At 28.2% G+C, this 18,711-nt stretch carries 13 protein-coding genes; 7 read left to right on the forward strand and 6 right to left on the reverse strand.

The features are described 5' to 3' along the window. Positions 1-18: 18 nt before the first annotated feature. The 7 genes from ACJJVY_RS13220 to ACJJVY_RS13250 all read left to right on the forward strand — a co-directional run bounded on the left by ACJJVY_RS13220 (position 19) and on the right by ACJJVY_RS13250 (position 7,866). Positions 19-834, forward strand: a complete 816-nt coding sequence (locus ACJJVY_RS13220) for a hypothetical protein (RefSeq protein ID WP_405609552.1) — start codon at positions 19-21, stop codon at positions 832-834. Positions 835-993: 159 nt separating this feature from the next. Then, complete coding sequence (locus ACJJVY_RS13225) at positions 994-2,382, forward strand: MBOAT family O-acyltransferase (RefSeq protein ID WP_405609555.1); 1,389 nt, start codon at positions 994-996, stop codon at positions 2,380-2,382. A gap of 5 nt (positions 2,383-2,387) precedes the next feature. After that, positions 2,388-3,254, forward strand: a complete 867-nt coding sequence (locus ACJJVY_RS13230) for a hypothetical protein (RefSeq protein WP_405609558.1) — start codon at positions 2,388-2,390, stop codon at positions 3,252-3,254. A 273-nt stretch (positions 3,255-3,527) separates the two neighbouring features. Beyond that, the gene (locus tag ACJJVY_RS13235) at positions 3,528-4,367 is read left to right on the forward strand and encodes a hypothetical protein (RefSeq protein ID WP_405609561.1); all 840 of its coding nucleotides are present in this window, start codon (positions 3,528-3,530) and stop codon (positions 4,365-4,367) included. 219 nt (positions 4,368-4,586) lie between these two features. Then, positions 4,587-5,057 carry a hypothetical protein gene (locus ACJJVY_RS13240; RefSeq protein ID WP_405609564.1) on the forward strand — a complete coding sequence of 157 codons (471 nt, stop codon included), beginning with the start codon at positions 4,587-4,589 and terminating at the stop codon, positions 5,055-5,057. A 363-nt stretch (positions 5,058-5,420) separates the two neighbouring features. Further along, positions 5,421-6,728 (forward strand): NRAMP family divalent metal transporter, encoded by a 1,308-nt coding sequence (locus ACJJVY_RS13245; RefSeq protein ID WP_405609567.1) that lies wholly within the window; start codon positions 5,421-5,423, stop codon positions 6,726-6,728. Between the two features lie 40 nt (positions 6,729-6,768). Beyond that, complete coding sequence (locus ACJJVY_RS13250; protein WP_405609570.1) at positions 6,769-7,866, forward strand: type I phosphomannose isomerase catalytic subunit; 1,098 nt, start codon at positions 6,769-6,771, stop codon at positions 7,864-7,866. Between the two features lie 67 nt (positions 7,867-7,933). Here the strand turns inward: ACJJVY_RS13250 and ACJJVY_RS13255 are convergent, their stop codons facing one another. The 6 genes from ACJJVY_RS13255 to ACJJVY_RS13280 form a co-directional block, all read right to left on the reverse strand. Beyond that, entirely contained in the window at positions 7,934-9,895 is a 1,962-nt protein-coding gene (locus tag ACJJVY_RS13255) for a DUF3857 domain-containing protein (RefSeq protein ID WP_405609573.1), read from the reverse strand. Between the two features lie 9 nt (positions 9,896-9,904). Beyond that, entirely contained in the window at positions 9,905-11,848 is a 1,944-nt protein-coding gene (locus ACJJVY_RS13260; RefSeq protein WP_405609576.1) for a DUF3857 domain-containing protein, read from the reverse strand. Then, a complete protein-coding gene (locus tag ACJJVY_RS13265) occupies positions 11,817-15,098 on the reverse strand; it encodes a tetratricopeptide repeat protein (protein ID WP_405609579.1) in 3,282 nt (1,093 codons plus the stop codon). Before ACJJVY_RS13265 ends, ACJJVY_RS13260 begins: the two co-directional genes overlap by 32 nt. 92 nt (positions 15,099-15,190) lie before the next feature. Then, on the reverse strand, positions 15,191-15,559 hold the full coding sequence (locus ACJJVY_RS13270) for a rhodanese-like domain-containing protein (RefSeq protein WP_405609582.1): 369 nt from the start codon (positions 15,557-15,559) through the stop codon (positions 15,191-15,193). 5 nt (positions 15,560-15,564) lie between these two features. Continuing rightward, positions 15,565-16,971 (reverse strand): rhodanese-like domain-containing protein, encoded by a 1,407-nt coding sequence (locus tag ACJJVY_RS13275; RefSeq protein ID WP_405609585.1) that lies wholly within the window; start codon positions 16,969-16,971, stop codon positions 15,565-15,567. Positions 16,972-16,982: 11 nt separating this feature from the next. Then, positions 16,983-18,710, reverse strand: a complete 1,728-nt coding sequence (locus tag ACJJVY_RS13280; protein ID WP_405609588.1) for a SulP family inorganic anion transporter — start codon at positions 18,708-18,710, stop codon at positions 16,983-16,985. Position 18,711 lies beyond the last annotated feature (1 nt).

The raw sequence follows: 18,711 nt of genomic DNA on the forward strand, positions 1-18,711 counted from the left end.
CAAAAAAACATAATAATTATGAAATTTTTAAAATTTATCGCACTTATTTTGTCTGTAACATTTCTAATAAGTTGTAAAAAAAGTAAAAAAGAAACACCAAAAGAAATCAACACTCAAACTGATTCTATTAGCAAAAAACCGAAAATTTCTTTAATACCACTAACAGATTCTCCATCTTATTCGGATGCTAAATTGAACCTAGACACACCAAAAACTATTAATTTTAATGAAGGTGATGATTTTAGTTTTAATTTTCAACTAGAAAACTACACACTTGGTGATCAAACAAATAGTCCTAACACAGAAAAGCTAGCTAATTCTAATAAAGGACAACACATCCATTTTATATTAGACAATCAACCTTATTCTGCTCATTATGAATCAAACATAAAAAAGGAAATACCAATTGGTACTCATCATTTAGTAGCTTTTTTAAGTCGATCTTATCATGAGTCTGTTAAAAATGATAATTCTATGGTTGTTAGAAAATTAGTTGTTGGAAAAACTGCTACGGATAGTTTAGGTATTGATATCGATGCACCCACATTAATATATAGTAGACCAAAAGGTACATATGCAGGTAAAGATACAGAAAGTATCCTTTTAGATTTCTTTGTTTTAAATACCGAATTATCGGAAACTGGAAATAAAGTTATAGCTATTATTAATGATGAAGAATTTACCATGACAGAATGGATTCCTCATGTTATTAATGGTTTAGAAATGGGAGAAGTTACTATAAAATTAAAATTGGTTGATGCTGAAGGTAATCTTATACCAGGACCTTTTAACTCAGTAGAACGTAAAATAACTTTAGAAGAAGCTGATAAATAAATAATTAGGTTAAGTTAATTCTCTTTCAGTAATTTGATTAAAAAAATAAATCCCAAGCTTTAAACTTGGGGTTTTGTATTTATTATCAACGATAATTAACTAAGTTTATAAAAACAGCTTTCTTAAAAAGTTAATTTTCTTATTTTTACGCAAAAAATAATGCTTTTTAACTCCATTGACTTTGCAATTTTCTTGCCTGTGGTTTTTATTCTTTATTGGTTTGTAACTAATAAAAATCTAAAACTGCAGAACTTTCTAATTGTAGTTGCTAGTTATCTTTTTTATGGCTGGTGGGATTGGAAATTTTTATCGCTAATTCTTTTTAGTACGTTAGTCGATTATTCCATAGGTAGAGGTCTTTTAAATCAAAAAAAAGAATCTAAAAGAAAAATATTATTATGGATTAGTATTATTGTAAACCTTGGTTTTTTAGGCTTTTTTAAATATTATAATTTCTTTATAGACAATTTTACTGCTGCTTTTACATTTTTAGGAATGAATATAAAAGCCAGTTCTTTAAACATTATTTTACCTGTTGGTATTAGTTTTTATACATTTCAAACATTAAGTTATTCTATTGATGTTTACAAAAGAAAACTAGAACCTACTAAAGATTTTATTGCGTTTGCTGCATTTGTTAGCTTTTTCCCTCAATTAGTTGCGGGTCCTATTGAAAGAGCAACCAATCTTCTTCCGCAGATTTTAAACAAAAGAAAATTTGATAAAACAGAATTTGTAGACGGAATTCGGTTAATAATTTATGGATTTTTTCTTAAAATATTTATTGCAGATACACTTGCTCCTACTGTAAATGATATTTTTAATAATTACGAAAATGTATCAGGAGGAACATTAATACTCGGTGCTTTATTCTTCTCATTTCAGATTTATGGCGATTTTGGTGGATATTCTAAAATTGCCCGAGGAACAGCAATGCTTTTTGGTTTCAACTTAATGGAAAACTTCAATTTCCCTTATTTTTCTAGAAATATCGGAGAGTTTTGGAGGCGTTGGCACATTTCTTTAAACACTTGGTTTAGAGATTATTTATACATCCCTTTAGGTGGGTCTAGAAAAGGAAAATATAGATCTTTATTAAACATTTCAATCATCTTTTTAGTTTCTGGTTTTTGGCATGGAGCAAATTGGACATTTATAGTTTGGGGATTATTGCATTCGCTATTATTTATACCTATATTTTTATCCGATAACAACAGAAAATATTTAGGCCCTTTTAAATTCGATACATTTAATTTAGACAAACTAAGACAACTTTTTGGAGTTTTATCAACTTATGTCTTGATTTCCTTTGCTTGGATTTTCTTCAGGTCAGATACAATCGGAGACGCTTTTAAATATATTCAGAAAATAAATTTTACTTTCGATAATTACCTTGGGTTTCTTTGGATCTTATTAATTGGTGTAATTGTTGATATTTTAATACAATTTCCAAAATATAATAAATTATTATATCCTTTAATGATAGGCGCATTTATTGCTGCTGCTTTTTCTAGTACCAAATCAGAATTTATTTATTTTCAATTCTAAAAGCGATGAAAAAAATTATATTAAATACTTTATTAATACTCTTTTCTTTTATTCTTTCTTTTGAATTGATTGCTCATCTTTCATCAAAAGATAATATACTTAGAGTTACTAATAATACTTTTTCTGCAAGCACCTCGTCAATTGATAATGATATAAAAGAAACTGTTTATTTCCTTGGCGATAGTTATGCAAGTACTGGTTATGCCAAAGAAAGTTATCCTATATTGTTTAGAAACTATTTTAAATATAGAGGATATAATTTTGTTGATTTAACAAAATCTTCTTCAGAATTAATAGATCATAAAATTATTTTAGATTCTATTAGCAAATTAAATCCTAAATTTATTATTTACTTCTATAATATTAGTGATATTATTTCTCGCACTCAAAACTTACCGCCAATAACACAAAAACCGATAAATAATACCTCAGAAAAGAGTAATAAAACCAACAAGATTGATGTAAAAAATATTATTACAAATTCTGCTTCTGCATTATTTTTTAAAGAAAGTATACAATATTTAGCATTAACATTTACAGGACGATTTTATCCTGGTACAACAGCTTACAACTTTCCTAAAGATAATTTAAACGATAAAGAGTATTTAAAAGATTACTTTAATTCCATTAAAGCAGAAAATGTATTCATTTTTGTAAACACACCTTTTACAGCAGGCGGAAACCCTAAAAACTGGGAACAATACCAAATGTTTAAAGAATTTAATAAACAATCTGATTATCATTTAATTCAATCTGTAGATATTATTAACGACTCTAAATACGCAGAATCTTTTAGAAATAGCCACCCAAACCAAAAAGCCATAAAAATTATTGCTGAAGAACTTATTGAAGAATTTGACAAAATCAAATAACCTTTATTTAAAATAATATAAAAATCTCAAGTTTAAGCTTGAGATTTTTTTTGCTTAGACCTCAGAGATTGCAACAAATAAAAATACCTATTTATAGGTATTGCTTATCCTTAAAATAAAATATAAGTTTGATAACTAATGATATAAGTCATTAAAACGACGTCATATCATGAGAACGTTAGCCACAATTAGAAAAATACCTAATAATGGGTATTTTAATTTAACATAAACTACAGTACTTTGCTATTTATAACTAACCAATACAAAATAGATATGAAAACTAAAATACTAATAACTCTTATAATTTTTTCTTGTATTAAGGCATTTGCACAAGAAGAAATAAAAGGTAATTACAGGATTTATTTAAAAACTGACGGAACTTCTAAAAATAACAAGGTTCCTATTATATTAGAAGAAGAACAAGATAAAGAGGAGATTTTATATACGTTTGACGGAAAAAATGCTACTAAAAAATCAAAGGAGTATACAGACATCGATAAAGCTTTTTCATTTAAAAAAATTAATTCTAAATTCAATTATTCTTCAATTTTTGTTGATTTAGAACAGAAAGAAAATAAACTTATAATTACACCTAGAGAAGGAGTTGCTGACGATTTCAAAAAATACAACGGAACTAAAAAAAGAAGATTATATATTGACGTAACTGAAGGAGTTAAAATCACTAGAAAGTCTTGGAAGATAAGTGCTATTACAATTCCCTTAAAAGTCTATCTTACAAGTCAATCAGACAGTTTAGCAAGTTTTACAAATAACATAGAAACTGATGTTAATGTTGCTGTCACATATGGAAAAAGTTGGGAGAAGTATTCTTATAAGAAAGGAAGAGATCCGAAATTGACAAATACTCAAAATTTTTATGGCTTTTTAGGTCTTAATAAATTAGAACTTAAAAAGAAAAATACAGACGGAATTAATGATGGAGATAATATTTTAAGTATTAGTTCTGGAGTTGGATACCAATATGGTTACGGAAAACTTGGATTGAGCGTTCTATTAGGAATGGATTTACCAGTATCTTCAATTGGTCAAAATTGGGTATTTAAATATCAACCTTGGTTAGGAATAGGAATTGGATACTCCATATTTAAATAACTGTGGCTAACACTGTATAAAAAACATAGGGCGTTTGTGCTAAACCGAAAGTTCTGTGAATATTTACGAAGTCCGCTAAATATAAAATTTGGCGTTTATAGTAGAAAAAAGGTAAAAGCAAAATATTTATATTTAGCTAAGTAATAAACCGAAACGATAGTGCTTTTTAACTGCCCTACGATTTCTTATACTTAACGTTATCAACAAGTTAAGAACGCAATGGGAATTTTAACTAATAAAAATCATTTTTTACACAAATATCTGACTTTTATTGAGTCAATAGAAATCAATGGAAAAGATGGTGGATTTAGCAAGTTCTTAACCGAATTAGGAATTAGTAATAAAGGAGAAAACTGGGAAATTAATCACTCTACTATCGACTGGAATAAAACGGAAAATTATTATCAATTCTTTTTTGACTACGAAAACAACGAATCAGAAATAATGAATTGGCTAGCGAATAGCGAATTATCAAAATTTGAATTTCTCTATACTTGGCTGGATTGGAATGACCCAATCGTAAAAATAAAGACAGTAGATTTTATACAAAATTGGAATGAGTTTTATATCGCAAGTGTTGAGGGATTGATTTTGACAACGACTGACGGAAAATACTACCTGGAATTTACCGATGATTGGAAATATCATCTAAACAGTAACTTTGAAATTAAACCGAATACAAAAAAATAAAAACCAATTGTTAACAAACAATCTATAGGAATAATGGTTCAATTTTGAACTTAAACTAAGATGATTGCAAGTTTATTTCGTCTGATTTTCATAAAAAAGAGAGCAAAACTGCTCTCTTTTTTATTTCTATAAAGCTAATTATCTTTAAATTTAGTTATCAGAATTTTATAGATAAATACTTTTCTTCAAATTAAAATTACAATCAAATAAATTTTTATTCCTTTTTTGTTAAACCAATAATTTGTATTGATAATTAACCATTAAAAAACTACTTTAGCTAACTACTGATATTTAATCACTTTTTTGATGTAAAATATCAGTTTTATATTTACAAATACAGAGAAGAAAAATCTATTTAGCAGTATGATTCTCTTCTTTTACAAACAACATTCAATTCCTTATAAACAACAATTAACTATGGCTACAAGTAGCATTTCTTTTTTAGAAAAAACAAAACAAAAAATTAAAGACTTCGGACCTGCATTTTTTATTATAGGTTACGTAGTAGGTACAGGTAGTGTAACTTCTATGGTAGTTTCTGGTGCTAAATTTGGCTTAAGTCTTTCTTGGGCACTTTTACTTTCGTGTTTCTTTACCTATTTTTTACTAATTTCTATTAGTAAACTTACCATTTTGTCTGGTAATACACTTATGTATACTTTTAAAACAACATTTGGTAAACCTATTACGCTGTTTATAATAACCGCACTCGCCGTTTCTATTATTTCGTCTGTTATTGGTGTTATGGGTGTTGTAGCAGAAGTTAGTATGGAATGGATTTCTGTAAAAACTTCTATCTCTTTTTTAAATAAACCTGCAATTGCTACTTTTTTTATAGCTCTTTTAATTGGTCTTTTTTGGACAGGTAAACATGAAAACTTTATAAAAGCCATGAGTATTATGGTTGGTTTTATGGCATTAGCATTTATTTTTACAAGCTTTATGGTTTTAAAAGAATCTGGTAAATCTATTATCGATTTTTTTCCGACTCTACCTACTGGTGATAATAATGGATTAATCATTGCAGGAATTGTTGGTACAACCATGGCAGGAGTTTGTTTGGCTTCTCGTAGTATTTTGGTGCAAGAAGAAAATTGGGGTTTAAAAGACTTAAAAAAAGAAAATAAAGATGCAATGTCTGCAATGGTAATGACTTTTTTAATAAGTCTTGCAATTATGATTAGTGCAACTGGTACACTTTATTTTAAAGGAACACCTGTTAATGATGCAACCGATTTAATGGCTGCTTTAGGTCCTTGGGCAGGAGATTTTGCACTTACTTTATTTACTTTAGGTATTATTGGTGCAGGATTATCTTCAATTTTCCCGAACTTATTATTGTTTCCTTGGTTAATTGCAGATTATACAAATACATCTCGTAACATGACAAAGCCTCTATATAAAGCAATAGTTGTTTTAGTTGCTTTATCTGGTTTAATTGTTCCTTTTTTAGGAGGAAAACCAGTGTGGATTTTAATAGCTTCTCAAGCACTTAGTCCTTTTGTAATGCCTTTAATTACTTTGTTTTTAATTATTCTTTTAAACAAAAAGGAGATAATGAAAGATCATAAAATTGGTCTTTGGATGAACATTGCATTAGGCGCAACTTTTATTTTTAATTGCTATATGCTTTATGTTGCCATAACTGGTTTTATCGATTTCATTAAATAACAAAAAAAGCTTTTCTTACTTTTATATATATTCATAAAACATGAGCACAAATTTAGAAAAACACGCACATTTTCCATTAAAACAACTTTCTAACAGAGTTTGGAGAACTTATGAAGGTGGTGCATTAATTGATAATTGGAAAAAAATTACTCCAGAAGTAGACGGAAGTATGCCAGAACAATGGATCATGTCTACCATTACTGCTAGAGGAAACGGAAGACCAGCAAACGAAGGCTTATCTCTTATGGAAACAACAGACGGAATTATTCCGTTGAAAGAATTAATCGATTCTAACTTAGAATTATATTTAGGCAAAAAATTAGCCAAAAAATATGGTACAACAGGAGTACTGATTAAAATGTTAGATTCTATGGAGCGTTTAACCGTACAAGTGCATCCTGATAAAGAATATGCAAGAACCGTATTTAACTCAGAATTTGGTAAAACAGAATCTTGGTATGTTTTAAATACTCGCGAAATAAATGGTGAAAAGCCAGTTGTTTACATGGGCTTTAAAAAACATGTAACCAAAGATATTTGGAAAACACATTTTGATAATCAAGATATACAAGGTATGCTTGATTGTTTGCATAAAATTGAAGTTAAACCAGGTGATGCTTTTATGATTTATGGTGGTGTACCGCATGCAATTGGTGCAGGTTGTTTTTTAATGGAAGTACAAGAGCCGACAGATTATACCATGCGTGTTGAAAAAACGACTCCTGCTGGTTTAAAAATTGGTCCAGAATTAATTCATCAAGGTGTTGGTGAAGAAAAAATGCTAGAATGTTTCCATTATGATACTTTTACAATGGAAGAAGCTTTAGGAGAATGGAAAATAGCGCCAGAAGTTATTGATAGTTCTGACGAGTTTACATTAAAAACGTTGTTCAACGAAAAGCATACAAATTGCTTTGGATTAAACGAATTACTTTTAGATGGTACACATACTATAAAAGGAAACTCTTGCTTTTATGTAGCTGTTATTTATTCTGGAAACGGAACGATAACTTGCAACGGGGAAGAATATGATTACAAACAAGGTGATGAAATCTTTATCTCTGCAGCAATTTCAGAAATTACTTTTAATTCTAAAATTGCTTCTAAAATATTACTTTGTTATCCGCCAACTGCTTAATAAAATAAAGATAATTAAAAGAGGGTATTACATATGTAATACCCTCTTTTAATTTAAATCACACAGTTTATTTAGGTTCTAATAACAATACTATTTTATTAAAATCTGCAGCACTATTAATTACTGTTCTGTATTCTTCGTAAACAGCAACATCAATTTTATTTTCTGCATAATGTTCATCTGCAGTTACTATTAATTTATTTCCTTCTAATTGATAAGAAGATTTAAAAGAAAACAGTTTTTTGTCTTCTTTAGAAAAAGAATTATCAATATTAATGTCTTCTAAATTGGTTACTTTATAGCCTTCTGGAATGTTGATTGTTAAAGTTCTGAAATAACTTCTATGAAACTGTTCTTCTAAAGGCAACACTCTTACTTTTTCTTGATATAATTGCGATTGTTCTCCAATAATATCTCCTAATTTAAACAAGTATTTTCTACCTGCTTTTTCAACAAAAGCTTCTGTAGTAAAATCTGCTATTACTTTTAAAGGTTTTACGCCAAATAAATCTGAATCATCATTTATTAACTCTCTATTTGTTGTTTCTGCTTCGCTAGTAATCGATTCTATAAAACTATCAACCAAATCATCCTTATCTTGTATTAAATGCATAAATGGCTGAATATTCATTGCATAATATCCGCTAAAAGATCTGTCTAAATGCACGGTGTTTTCTGTAAGATTGTCTTCATCAAAATCTACAGTTATTTTCATAATATCAACTGTTTTATCAACAGTTACTGGTTCTATATATTTAATTTTACCTACAGCAGATTTGTAATCTCCAACAACTACTTCTTTTATAAATAAACCGTAATTATCGGTTACAAATGGCATCGGAAAACCATATCTTGTACCTGATGCATTGGGTGATAAAAATTTTTCATAATCAGGAAAATACAGTAAAAAGTCTGTTAGAAAGTTATTTGCTTCAAACTCTGGGTCGAATCTAAGTTCGTTTCTATCACTTGTTAAAACTATTTCTGGATTGATATTTAGTGTTTTTAAAACCGCTATATATAGTTTTAAAACACCACTTTCATTAGCAACTTTATTGGTTAGAATAAGTTCTAAATTTTCTAAATCGTCACTGTAAACATCTTGTGAATATAAGTTTGTTTTTATGTATGCATCTACTTTTCTAATAATTGTTTCTTCGTCAGCTTTTTTACTTAACTCTAATTCTTTTATAAAATCGTTTATCAATTCTACTTCCTTTTTAGAATATTCTGGAAAATAAAATGAATATAAATTTTGAGCTACTTTACTATAAGAAACAATATCAGAAACATTACCCGCTTTATTTCTATCAATCTTATAAACCACAAAATTTCTAGAAGCATTATAAGGTGCTTGGTATTCGGTTTCTAGTTTTTCTACTTTATCTAAATGTATTTTCCAATGTAATTTACCTCTTGTTAACGTATCCTCTTTTACTTCAGGTAAACCGTTAAAACTTTTAAACTTAAACACTAAATTTTCTGGAGAAAACAAATCGAATTCTGCTTTTTCTATATTGTATTCATCTTGTAAATACACTTTTTTACCCATGTAAGCAGGTTGTCTTTTTACTACATATAAATACTCTATAAAACTCCCTTTTGTAATCCCTTCTAAAGCAAAATACTTGTATTGTCTTCCTGTTTCTTCATCTGCTGCCGTTAATATCTTAGATTCATCTAAATCTATTAATTCACCTTCTGGTGTAATTACTCTTGCTTTATTTACCTCTAATTCTGCAGTAGAGGAAAATGGTAAATAAATCTTGTTATATTCTTCGATAGCATCATCAGAATTTAACCATAAAATTTTATGCTCTAAAAAATATTCTATTAAATCGTCTTCTTCAAAATAAAATTCTGTAACTGCTTTTTCTTTTAAAGCAACCATATCTTCTGCAGTTTCTTCTGCTATTTTATAATTTGGGTTTGCTGCCCAATCATATCCTTTAAAAAAAGGATTCTCTTGCGAAAACACTATGTGAAAAGCAAATAATAATGCCGTTAGTAAACTAATTTTTAATTTCATAATTCTCTTTTATACTTTCTTTAAAACTACAATTTCTTTATAATTTCTTTCTATTTTTTTTATCTGGCTATTTACTTCTTGCTGTTGTTCTAAGCTTAAAGTTAAAAAATTTAATGCAATTTTTTGATTGTAAATTACTTCATTATTTTTAACAACATAATCTATACTACACGTTAAAAACTCATTAGAAATGGTTACCGGTTCTGGTAAATAATCTACTTTATAACCTGTAGGAATTTCTAATTTTGTAGTGTAATTGTAAAGTCTTTTATAATCGAATTCTATTGCATGCACTCGTTTTTTATCCGTTTTATAATTCGATAAATCTTTGTTTAAGTTTAAGTTTACATAAATTTCATCTCCCAACTCTTTAAAATAACTTTTAATTTCAAAATTATAATCAACTACAAAAGGATTGTCATAATCGTATTTATTAACTTCTTTTACACTACTTACCAAAAACTTATTATTTCCTTTATTAAACCTTCGGTTGTAAAGTTCTATCAATTTGGTTTGTGTATTTTCGTTTTCTAAATCTTGAAATAAATCAATTTTAGGGTAACCAGAAACCATTGTTTTAGAGCTACCTATTACACTTCCGTTTTCTAATTTTATGGTTGTTGTGTCTATAATTGCATTTTCTTTTGCCTCTATAATAGGCACTTTTTTAACCTTAAATTCTTCACCGTAAGAAACCAACGCTTCTTTACCTTGTATAAAAGATGTTGGTGTACCAAATTTTATATATCTACCAGTTGCATCTAAATAGTAGGTTTTACCATTATTTTCGTAAGATAAAATCATATGATTGTCTACAACCGGTGTTGGTACTTCTTCATAAGTATAAGGAATACTTCTTGTACCAATCCAAGTTAAATTACCTTTTACGCCAGCAATTTCTAACATTTTATATAAAATGCTCGAATTGTCTTTACAGTCTCCGTATTTTTTTCTGAAAACATCATTAGATTCTCTTGGTATAAAACCGCCTAAAGCATACTCAAAAGCAATGTATTTTATGTTTTTTTGAGCCCAATAATAAATCGCTTTTACTTTTTCTAATTCAGTTTCTTTGTCCGCAGTAATTTCATTTACCAAACTTACCAAATCTTTAGTTGGCGCTTCTGTATTAACATCTTTTACCAAAGAATAATACCAACCATATAAATCGGAAACTGAACCTAATAGATTTTTAGTTTCTGATTTTGTTTTGTAAGAAGTAATTATTGGTACTATATGTGGCAGAATTGTTTTAAAACTTGGTGTATTTTCTTCGTATTCAAATTCTTTCTGATCATTTAACTCCCAAGTATAAATTATTTTTTTTCGCTTTTCTTCTTTGGTAAATTTAATTTTATCATCAGAAATATTAAATTTTTTGAATTCTAAATTAACATCTTTATCTGCAATAATGACAACTTTATTTTTAATGATTGGATAATAATCACCAAAATAAAAAGGAATTAAAAAACGAGGATTCTTAATTTTTTGAGAATATTTTAATCTAGATTTTGATCCTTTTTTTAAATTCGGGTATACGAAATTTAACAACTTTGTATCATCATGAAAAGATTGATTTAACTCGTCTTTTTCTGTAAATTTATCTACGGTAGTTTCTACGTAATTATTATTCTGATAAGAAAGGGAAGATGCTTCAATTTCATTTAACTCAAAAAATGATGAAAAATTAAGTGTGTTTTTAGAATTATAGGTAGCAGATTCATTTAAATACAATTCTTCTTCTAAAAATTCTTGATTAATATCTAATCCGTCCTCTCCTATTTCTATCGTAACAATTGTTTCTTGATTTAACTGAACTCTAGCTGCTTCTGGATATTCTTTACTATATTTTAAAAATTCAGGAGAAAACTGAGCATTTAAACTTGTAATTATTAATAAAAAGCTGCAAATTAAACCTGATTTATAAATTTTCAATCTTATATATTTTCTCATTAAAATACTCCTTTCTGGTTTTTAATTTCCCTTCATCATCATAAAAAAACGACATACCATGTTGTATATCATTTACAAACATTTTTTCTTCTTTCTTTTTTCCAGATTCTAAATATACAATTTGTTTTCCTTGCTTCTTACCATGACTATAATTGGTTTCTTTTTTTAACTTACCGTTAAGAAAATACTCTTTATCTACACCATGATATTTACCATTTAGATAAGGTGTATCGTTTTCTAAATTACCATTATAATTATAGGATTTGAAAGAATTTACTAAAGAACCGAATTTATATTCTGTTATTACAGACGGTTTTCCGTTATCAAAAAATGCTTTAATATTACCTGTTTCTCTTTCAAGTGGAATCATATCAATTTCTGTTCCATTTTTGCCTAAATAACTATATCCTATAATTTCTCCATGATTGTAAAAACGGATTAATTGTACTTTTCCTGTTTCATCATAAATAGTTTTCTTACCATGAATTTTGCCTTGGTAATATTTAATTTCAGCAGATTTTATTCCTGTATTATAATACGTAATGCTTGTACCAACTTCTAAATCATTTTCAAAATAATAGTCGCCTTGTATTTTACCATTTTCGTGGTAATTTATTACTTTACCTTCTGTATTTCCTCTAGAAAAATTGGCTGCACTCTCTACATCTCCATTTTCGTAATACCAAGTCCAACGCCCATTTTGTTCTCCATTCAGGTAACTTCCTTCAATTTTCTTATTTCCATTATAATAGAAAACCTTATAACTACCATGTTTTACTTGATTTACATACGTAACTTCTGTATCTATTTTTCCATTAAAATGTTTTACATACAATTTGTATTCCTCCTTTTTAGAAACATAATCTATTTTTTCAAACAAGTTTCCTTCTTTATCATAAAAATCTTCAAAAATAATATCATCAAAATTAAAAAGAATGGTAGATTTTAATTTACCATCTACACTATAATATTTTTGTGTACCATGTAATTTCCCTTTATGATAAAAACTTATAGTGTGTAAGTTGCCATCAATATTATAATACCTCCATTCTCCATGTGCATTTCCTTCTTTATACCAACCTTGTGTTGCCATTTGTCCGTTGATATGATAACCTACATAATAACCATCTATAACATCATTTTTATAGGTTGTAATATTATCTATTTCACCATTTTTAAAATAGGTAAAATACTCACCCATCGTTTTATTTTCTTTAAAAACCCCTTTATTGGTTAAGACTCCATTATTATCATAAAACTTCCATTCTCCACTTTTTCCTCCAGAAATATCATACAAACCTTCGGCTGTTATATTTCCTTTCGGCGAAAAACCTTGGTAATAAAACTCGCCTCCTTTTTTCTTTCCTTCTTTTAAAATAGTAGCATCTTTATTATAAAAAGTGTAAGCAATTATTTCTCCTTTTCTATAAACATATTCATAAAATAACTTGCCATCTGTATCATAATATTTGTACAAACCATCAAATTCTCCTTTATCATAATTGAACTCACTTTCTAAAGTTCCGTCTACATAATACGTTTTCCATGGTCCGTTATAAAAACCTTCTAAACTTTGTCCGATTTCTTTTAGCTTTCCGTTGATATGAAACGATTTATAAGTTCCGTTTAACTCACCATTTTGATAATTAATTTCTGATGATATTTGCTTATTATTGTGGTAAACTGTCTCTATACCAAACTTTTTACCTGCAACATAATACGATTTTGCATACAAATTACCTGTTGCATAATATTCTAAAACTTCACCATCTATTTCTCCTTTTTTATACGGAATTTCAAACTCAATTAGTTTTTCTCCCACCTTAAAATAAGATTTATAATCCCCTTCTAATTCACCAGATTTAAAATACTTTCTTTGTTCTAAAGCTCCTTTATCATTAAAATATTCATATTTACCATTTAATGAATCATTTTTATAAATGGCATTTACATATTTTTTGTTGTTCTTATAAAACATTTCGTTTTTACCATCTAACAAGCCGTTTTTATAATATGCTGTTTCTTTTATTTGATTTAAACCGCTATACCAGGTCCATTTACCAATTTTTTCTCCAGAATTATTAAAATTCCCTTCTGCTGTTAGCATTCCGTTTTCGTTATAAAATTGCCAAAAACCTATAGGTTCATCATCTTTAAATTTACCTATTGCATCTACATAATTTTCTGAATACTCATAGGTTACTTCTTGTTTTTTACCATTAAAAACAATTGTATTTACAGCTGTAATTTCTGCCCATTTTTGTTTTAATTCTGCTAAAAAAGCAACAATTTCTTTTTCTTTCTTGTCAACAATTTTTTTGAAATCTTTATTTTCTATGGAATAAGTTAATGTGTAAATAAAATCATCAAACTTATTATTTTCAGCAATCCAGTTATATAGCGGAATGTACGTTTTATCCCAAAAACTACCTTTTCCTTTAAAATCTTTTAACTGCTCAATCATTGCATGATTTTGTCTTGCCAATGCAATATTTATAGGATTACCAGTTTGGTAGTTTGCATTCATAGCAATCTTACTGTTTAAAACCAAATCTATATCTTCAAAAGAATCATCTGCATCGTTTAACTTAATAGTTGCGTCTCTTTTGCTAGCATTTTTAGATTGTACAACATTATTTAAAGATTGTAACGTTGCAAAAGCTCCCTCTGCATCTGGCTCTAAAAGTAAATACATATTAAAACACATTAACGCTTGGGTTAAACGCTCTTGTTTATAAAAAATATTACCTATTTGTAAATGTGGTTTTTTGTAGGTAGGGTTTAAAGTAATTGCCTTTTTATAAGCTTCTACTGCCTTATTTAATTCTCCTTTGATTTCTAAAACATAGCCTTTATTATACCATAATAAATAATTTTTCGGATACATTTTAAGAGCTTCATTGTAGTTTTCTAAAGCTTTATCATTTTCTCCTAAATTGATAAGAGCTACACCTTTATTAGTGTAAAAATCTGATTTAGAATTAGAGGTAATATTGCTAAGACCTTCGTTTGCAACCTCTAAAGCTTCTTTATACTTACTTAAAGTTAGTAAATAGTATGATTTTGAGACAAGTAAAGAATTATAAGCAGAATCATTTTTGTGTATTTTATTAATTAATTCTAGTTTTTTTTCGGTGCTTTCTTCATTAGAAGCTTTTAAAATAATTGAATCATAATCAATAAAAGGGAGTTTTTCTTGAGAAAAGCTTAAATTAGCTACAAGAAAAATAACAATAAGTAGTTTTTTCATCAAACTAAAATAATAAAAAAAGCGCGCAAACACCCTTTTTTAGTAGAGTTTTTACACGCTTTTTTTATTATTCTTTCTAATTTATATTCTTTCTAATTTTCTTTTTTCCATTGATTATATCCACCTAAAACATCGTAAACATCAAAACCTTTTTCTTTTAATAGTTTTGTTGCTTTCGCACTTCTTTTTCCAGATCTACAATATACATAAATAGGTTTTTCTTTATCTAATTTATTAACAGCTTGTTCTGTAAAATCATTATTAAAATAATTAATAAATAAAGCAGAATCTATAGCTCCTAATTTTGTTTCTATAGGTGTTCTAACATCCAATAATTGAATCTTTTCTTTAGATAATAATACTTTTAATTCTTTGGTAGAAATTGTTTTTACCGTTTCTTGAGCATTACAATTGATAAAGAAAAAACCCATCAAAAAAAGGCATAAAATATTTTTTATCATATTTTCTATTTTAATGTTGACGGACAAACAGCTGCCGTTCTTTCTATAGTCGTATTTCTTATCGCAGAATAACCACCTGCAACATCAATTACATTATGAAATCCTCTTGACTTTAATATTGATGCAGCAATTACAGATCTGTAACCACCTGCACAATGTATGTAAAAATCTCCTTTTTTAGGAAACTCAGTAATATGATCATTTAAAAAATCTAAAGGAGTACTTTCTGCAACCACAATATGTTCGCTAGAAAATTCACCTGGTTTTCTTACATCAAAAACAACTGCTTTTTCGTTTATTTTTTCTTCTAAAGTATCTGCAGAAACAGACTCTAGAGTATCAATTTCTTTATTAGCTTTTTGCCAAGAAGCAAAACTACCCTCTAAATAACCTAAAACATTATCAAAACCAACTCTAGATAAACGTGTAATGGTATCTTCTTCTCTTCCTTCTGGTGCAACTAATAAAATTGGCTGATTAATGTCTTTAATTAAAGCACCAACCCAAGGTGCAAATCCACCATCGATACCAATAAAAATAGATTGTGGAATAAACCCTTTTATAAACTCCGTTTGATGACGAACATCTAAAACAATTGCATCCGTTTCATTCGCAATCATTTCAAAATCTTTTACAGATAATGGTTTTGCTGATGCTTTAATAATATCATCTATATTTTTATACCCTTCTTTATTCAATTTAACATTCAGAGGAAAATAAGCTGGCGGAGGTAATAATCCGTCTGTTACTTCTTTAATAAATTCCTCTTTGGTCATATCTGCTCTTAATGCATAATTGGTTTCTTTTTGATTACCAATTGTACCCACAGTTTCTTTACTTAAGTTTTTACCACAAGCAGAACCAGCTCCATGTGCAGGATATACAATTACATCATCTGCTAAAGGCATTACTTTAGTTCTTAAACTATCAAACAGAAAACCTGCTAAATCTTTTTCTGTAATATCCCCTTTTTGTGCTAAATCTGGACGACCAACATCTCCTAAAAACAATGTATCTCCACTAAAAAGAGCATGGTCTTTTCCGTTTTCATCTTTTAATAAATAACAAGAACTTTCCATTGTATGCCCAGGTGTATGCAAAACTGTAATTGTAATATCACCTACTTTAAAAACTTGATTATCTTCTACTATAATTGAATCAAAATTTGTTTTTGCCGTTGGTCCGTAAACAATTTTTGCCCCTGTTTTTTCTGCTAAAGTTACGTGTCCGCTTACAAAATCTGCATGAAAATGCGTTTCGAAAATATATTTAACTTTTGCATTATTTTTTTCTGCTCTGTTAATATAATCTTGTACTTCTCTTAAAGGATCTATAATTGCAACTTCTCCTTTACTTTCTATGTAATAAGCTCCTTGTGCTAAACAGCCTGTGTAAATTTGTTCTATTATCATAATTATTAATTTTATTTGTATGCTTGATGTATGTATTTAGCATACTTTTCTTGTTCTTTTCTATCACCAGTTTTATAAAACAGAACCGCTTGATTAGATTTCATAAAAAAATGATTGATTCCTATAATATCTAAAATACCACTTCTAAAAAAATCATCTCTTACCGGGCCTTTTACTCCTGCAAAGTAAAATAGGATTTCTTTTTTTTGATAAAACTTTATTCGCTCTTTTAGCATTTCTACACCAGTACTATCAACTCTATTAATACTTTCTGCATCTAATACAATCAATTTTAATGCTTTTCCTTTTTGGATTACCATTTCATCTAACTTATCTCTAAAATAACTAGAATTGGCATAAAATATTTGAGCATCAAACCTAAAAACTAAAATCTCATCATCTAATATTACTTCTTCAAAACGGTTTTTATTTCTATAGAAATCAGAATCGGGTACTTTTCCTAATTCTGTTACATAAGGTCTAGATGTTCTATAAATTAAAACAATTAAAGATAGGCCAACACCAACCATAATACCAAACTCAATTCCAAGTAGCAATGTCGCTATAAAAGTAGCTAACATCAACCAAAAATCTAAGTGATTTGCTTTCCACAGAAAAGCTGCTTCTTTAAAATTTACTAAGTTAAAAACGGCAACTATAATAATTGCTGCTAATACTGTTTTTGGTAAATGATAAAATAAAGGTGTTAAAAACAATAAAGTTAAAACCACCATTAACACAGAAATTAAAGCTGACATTCCGGTTTTTGCGCCACTTTCTTGATTAATTGCAGATCTAGAAAAACTAGATGTTGTTGGATACGCTTTAAAAAGTGAACCAACCATATTACCAATTCCTAAAGCTATTAATTCTTGATTTGGTCTTATTCTATATTCATCCTGCTTTGCTTCTAAAGATTTACCGATAGAAATGGTTTCTAAATAACCAACCATAACCAATGTAAATGCAATCGGAAAAAGTTCTCTTATTAAATCTAAATCAAACTCAGGCAAACCAAATACAGGTAAACCTGATGGAATATCTTTTACGATAGAAACATCTTTAAATGATTCTCCAAAATATTTCATTATTAAAATACCTGCAACAACTACTATTAAGGCATTTGGTATTTTTTTATTAATTTTTCTAAAAATAATTATGGCAACAACCGATATTAAACCTATAATAGTTGTATTATAATTTAGGCTAGAAAACTGAATACAAATATCTTCTACTACATATTGTAATTGATCACTTTGTACAAAATCAACTCCGAATAAATTTCTAAATTGATTAAAACCAATAATTAACGCTACTGCGGATGTAAAACCTGTTATTACCGGTTTTGATAAAAAATTTACAATAAAACCTAAGCTAAAAATCCCCATTATAAATTGAATTGCTCCAACCATTAACGCCAATAATATTGCAATAGATATATAACTATCAGAACCTGCTAAAGCCAATGTTGATACACCTGTAGCTACAATTAAAGAATCCATAGCAACAGGCCCAACAGCCACTTGTCTAGAAGAACCAAAAATGGCATACATAACTTGTGGCACTAATGCACAATACAACCCATAAATTGGTGGTAAACCTGCAATTAATGCATAAGCAATACCTTGAGGTATTAAAATAATACCAACCGTTAAACCCGCAACTAAATCTCCTTTAAAGAAGGATATATTATAGTTTGGTAACCACTCTAATATTGGTATTATTTTTTTAATATTCATT

Origin of the sequence: Polaribacter sp. Asnod1-A03, assembly GCF_045063585.1 — a bacterium.
Taxonomy (GTDB): domain Bacteria; phylum Bacteroidota; class Bacteroidia; order Flavobacteriales; family Flavobacteriaceae; genus Polaribacter.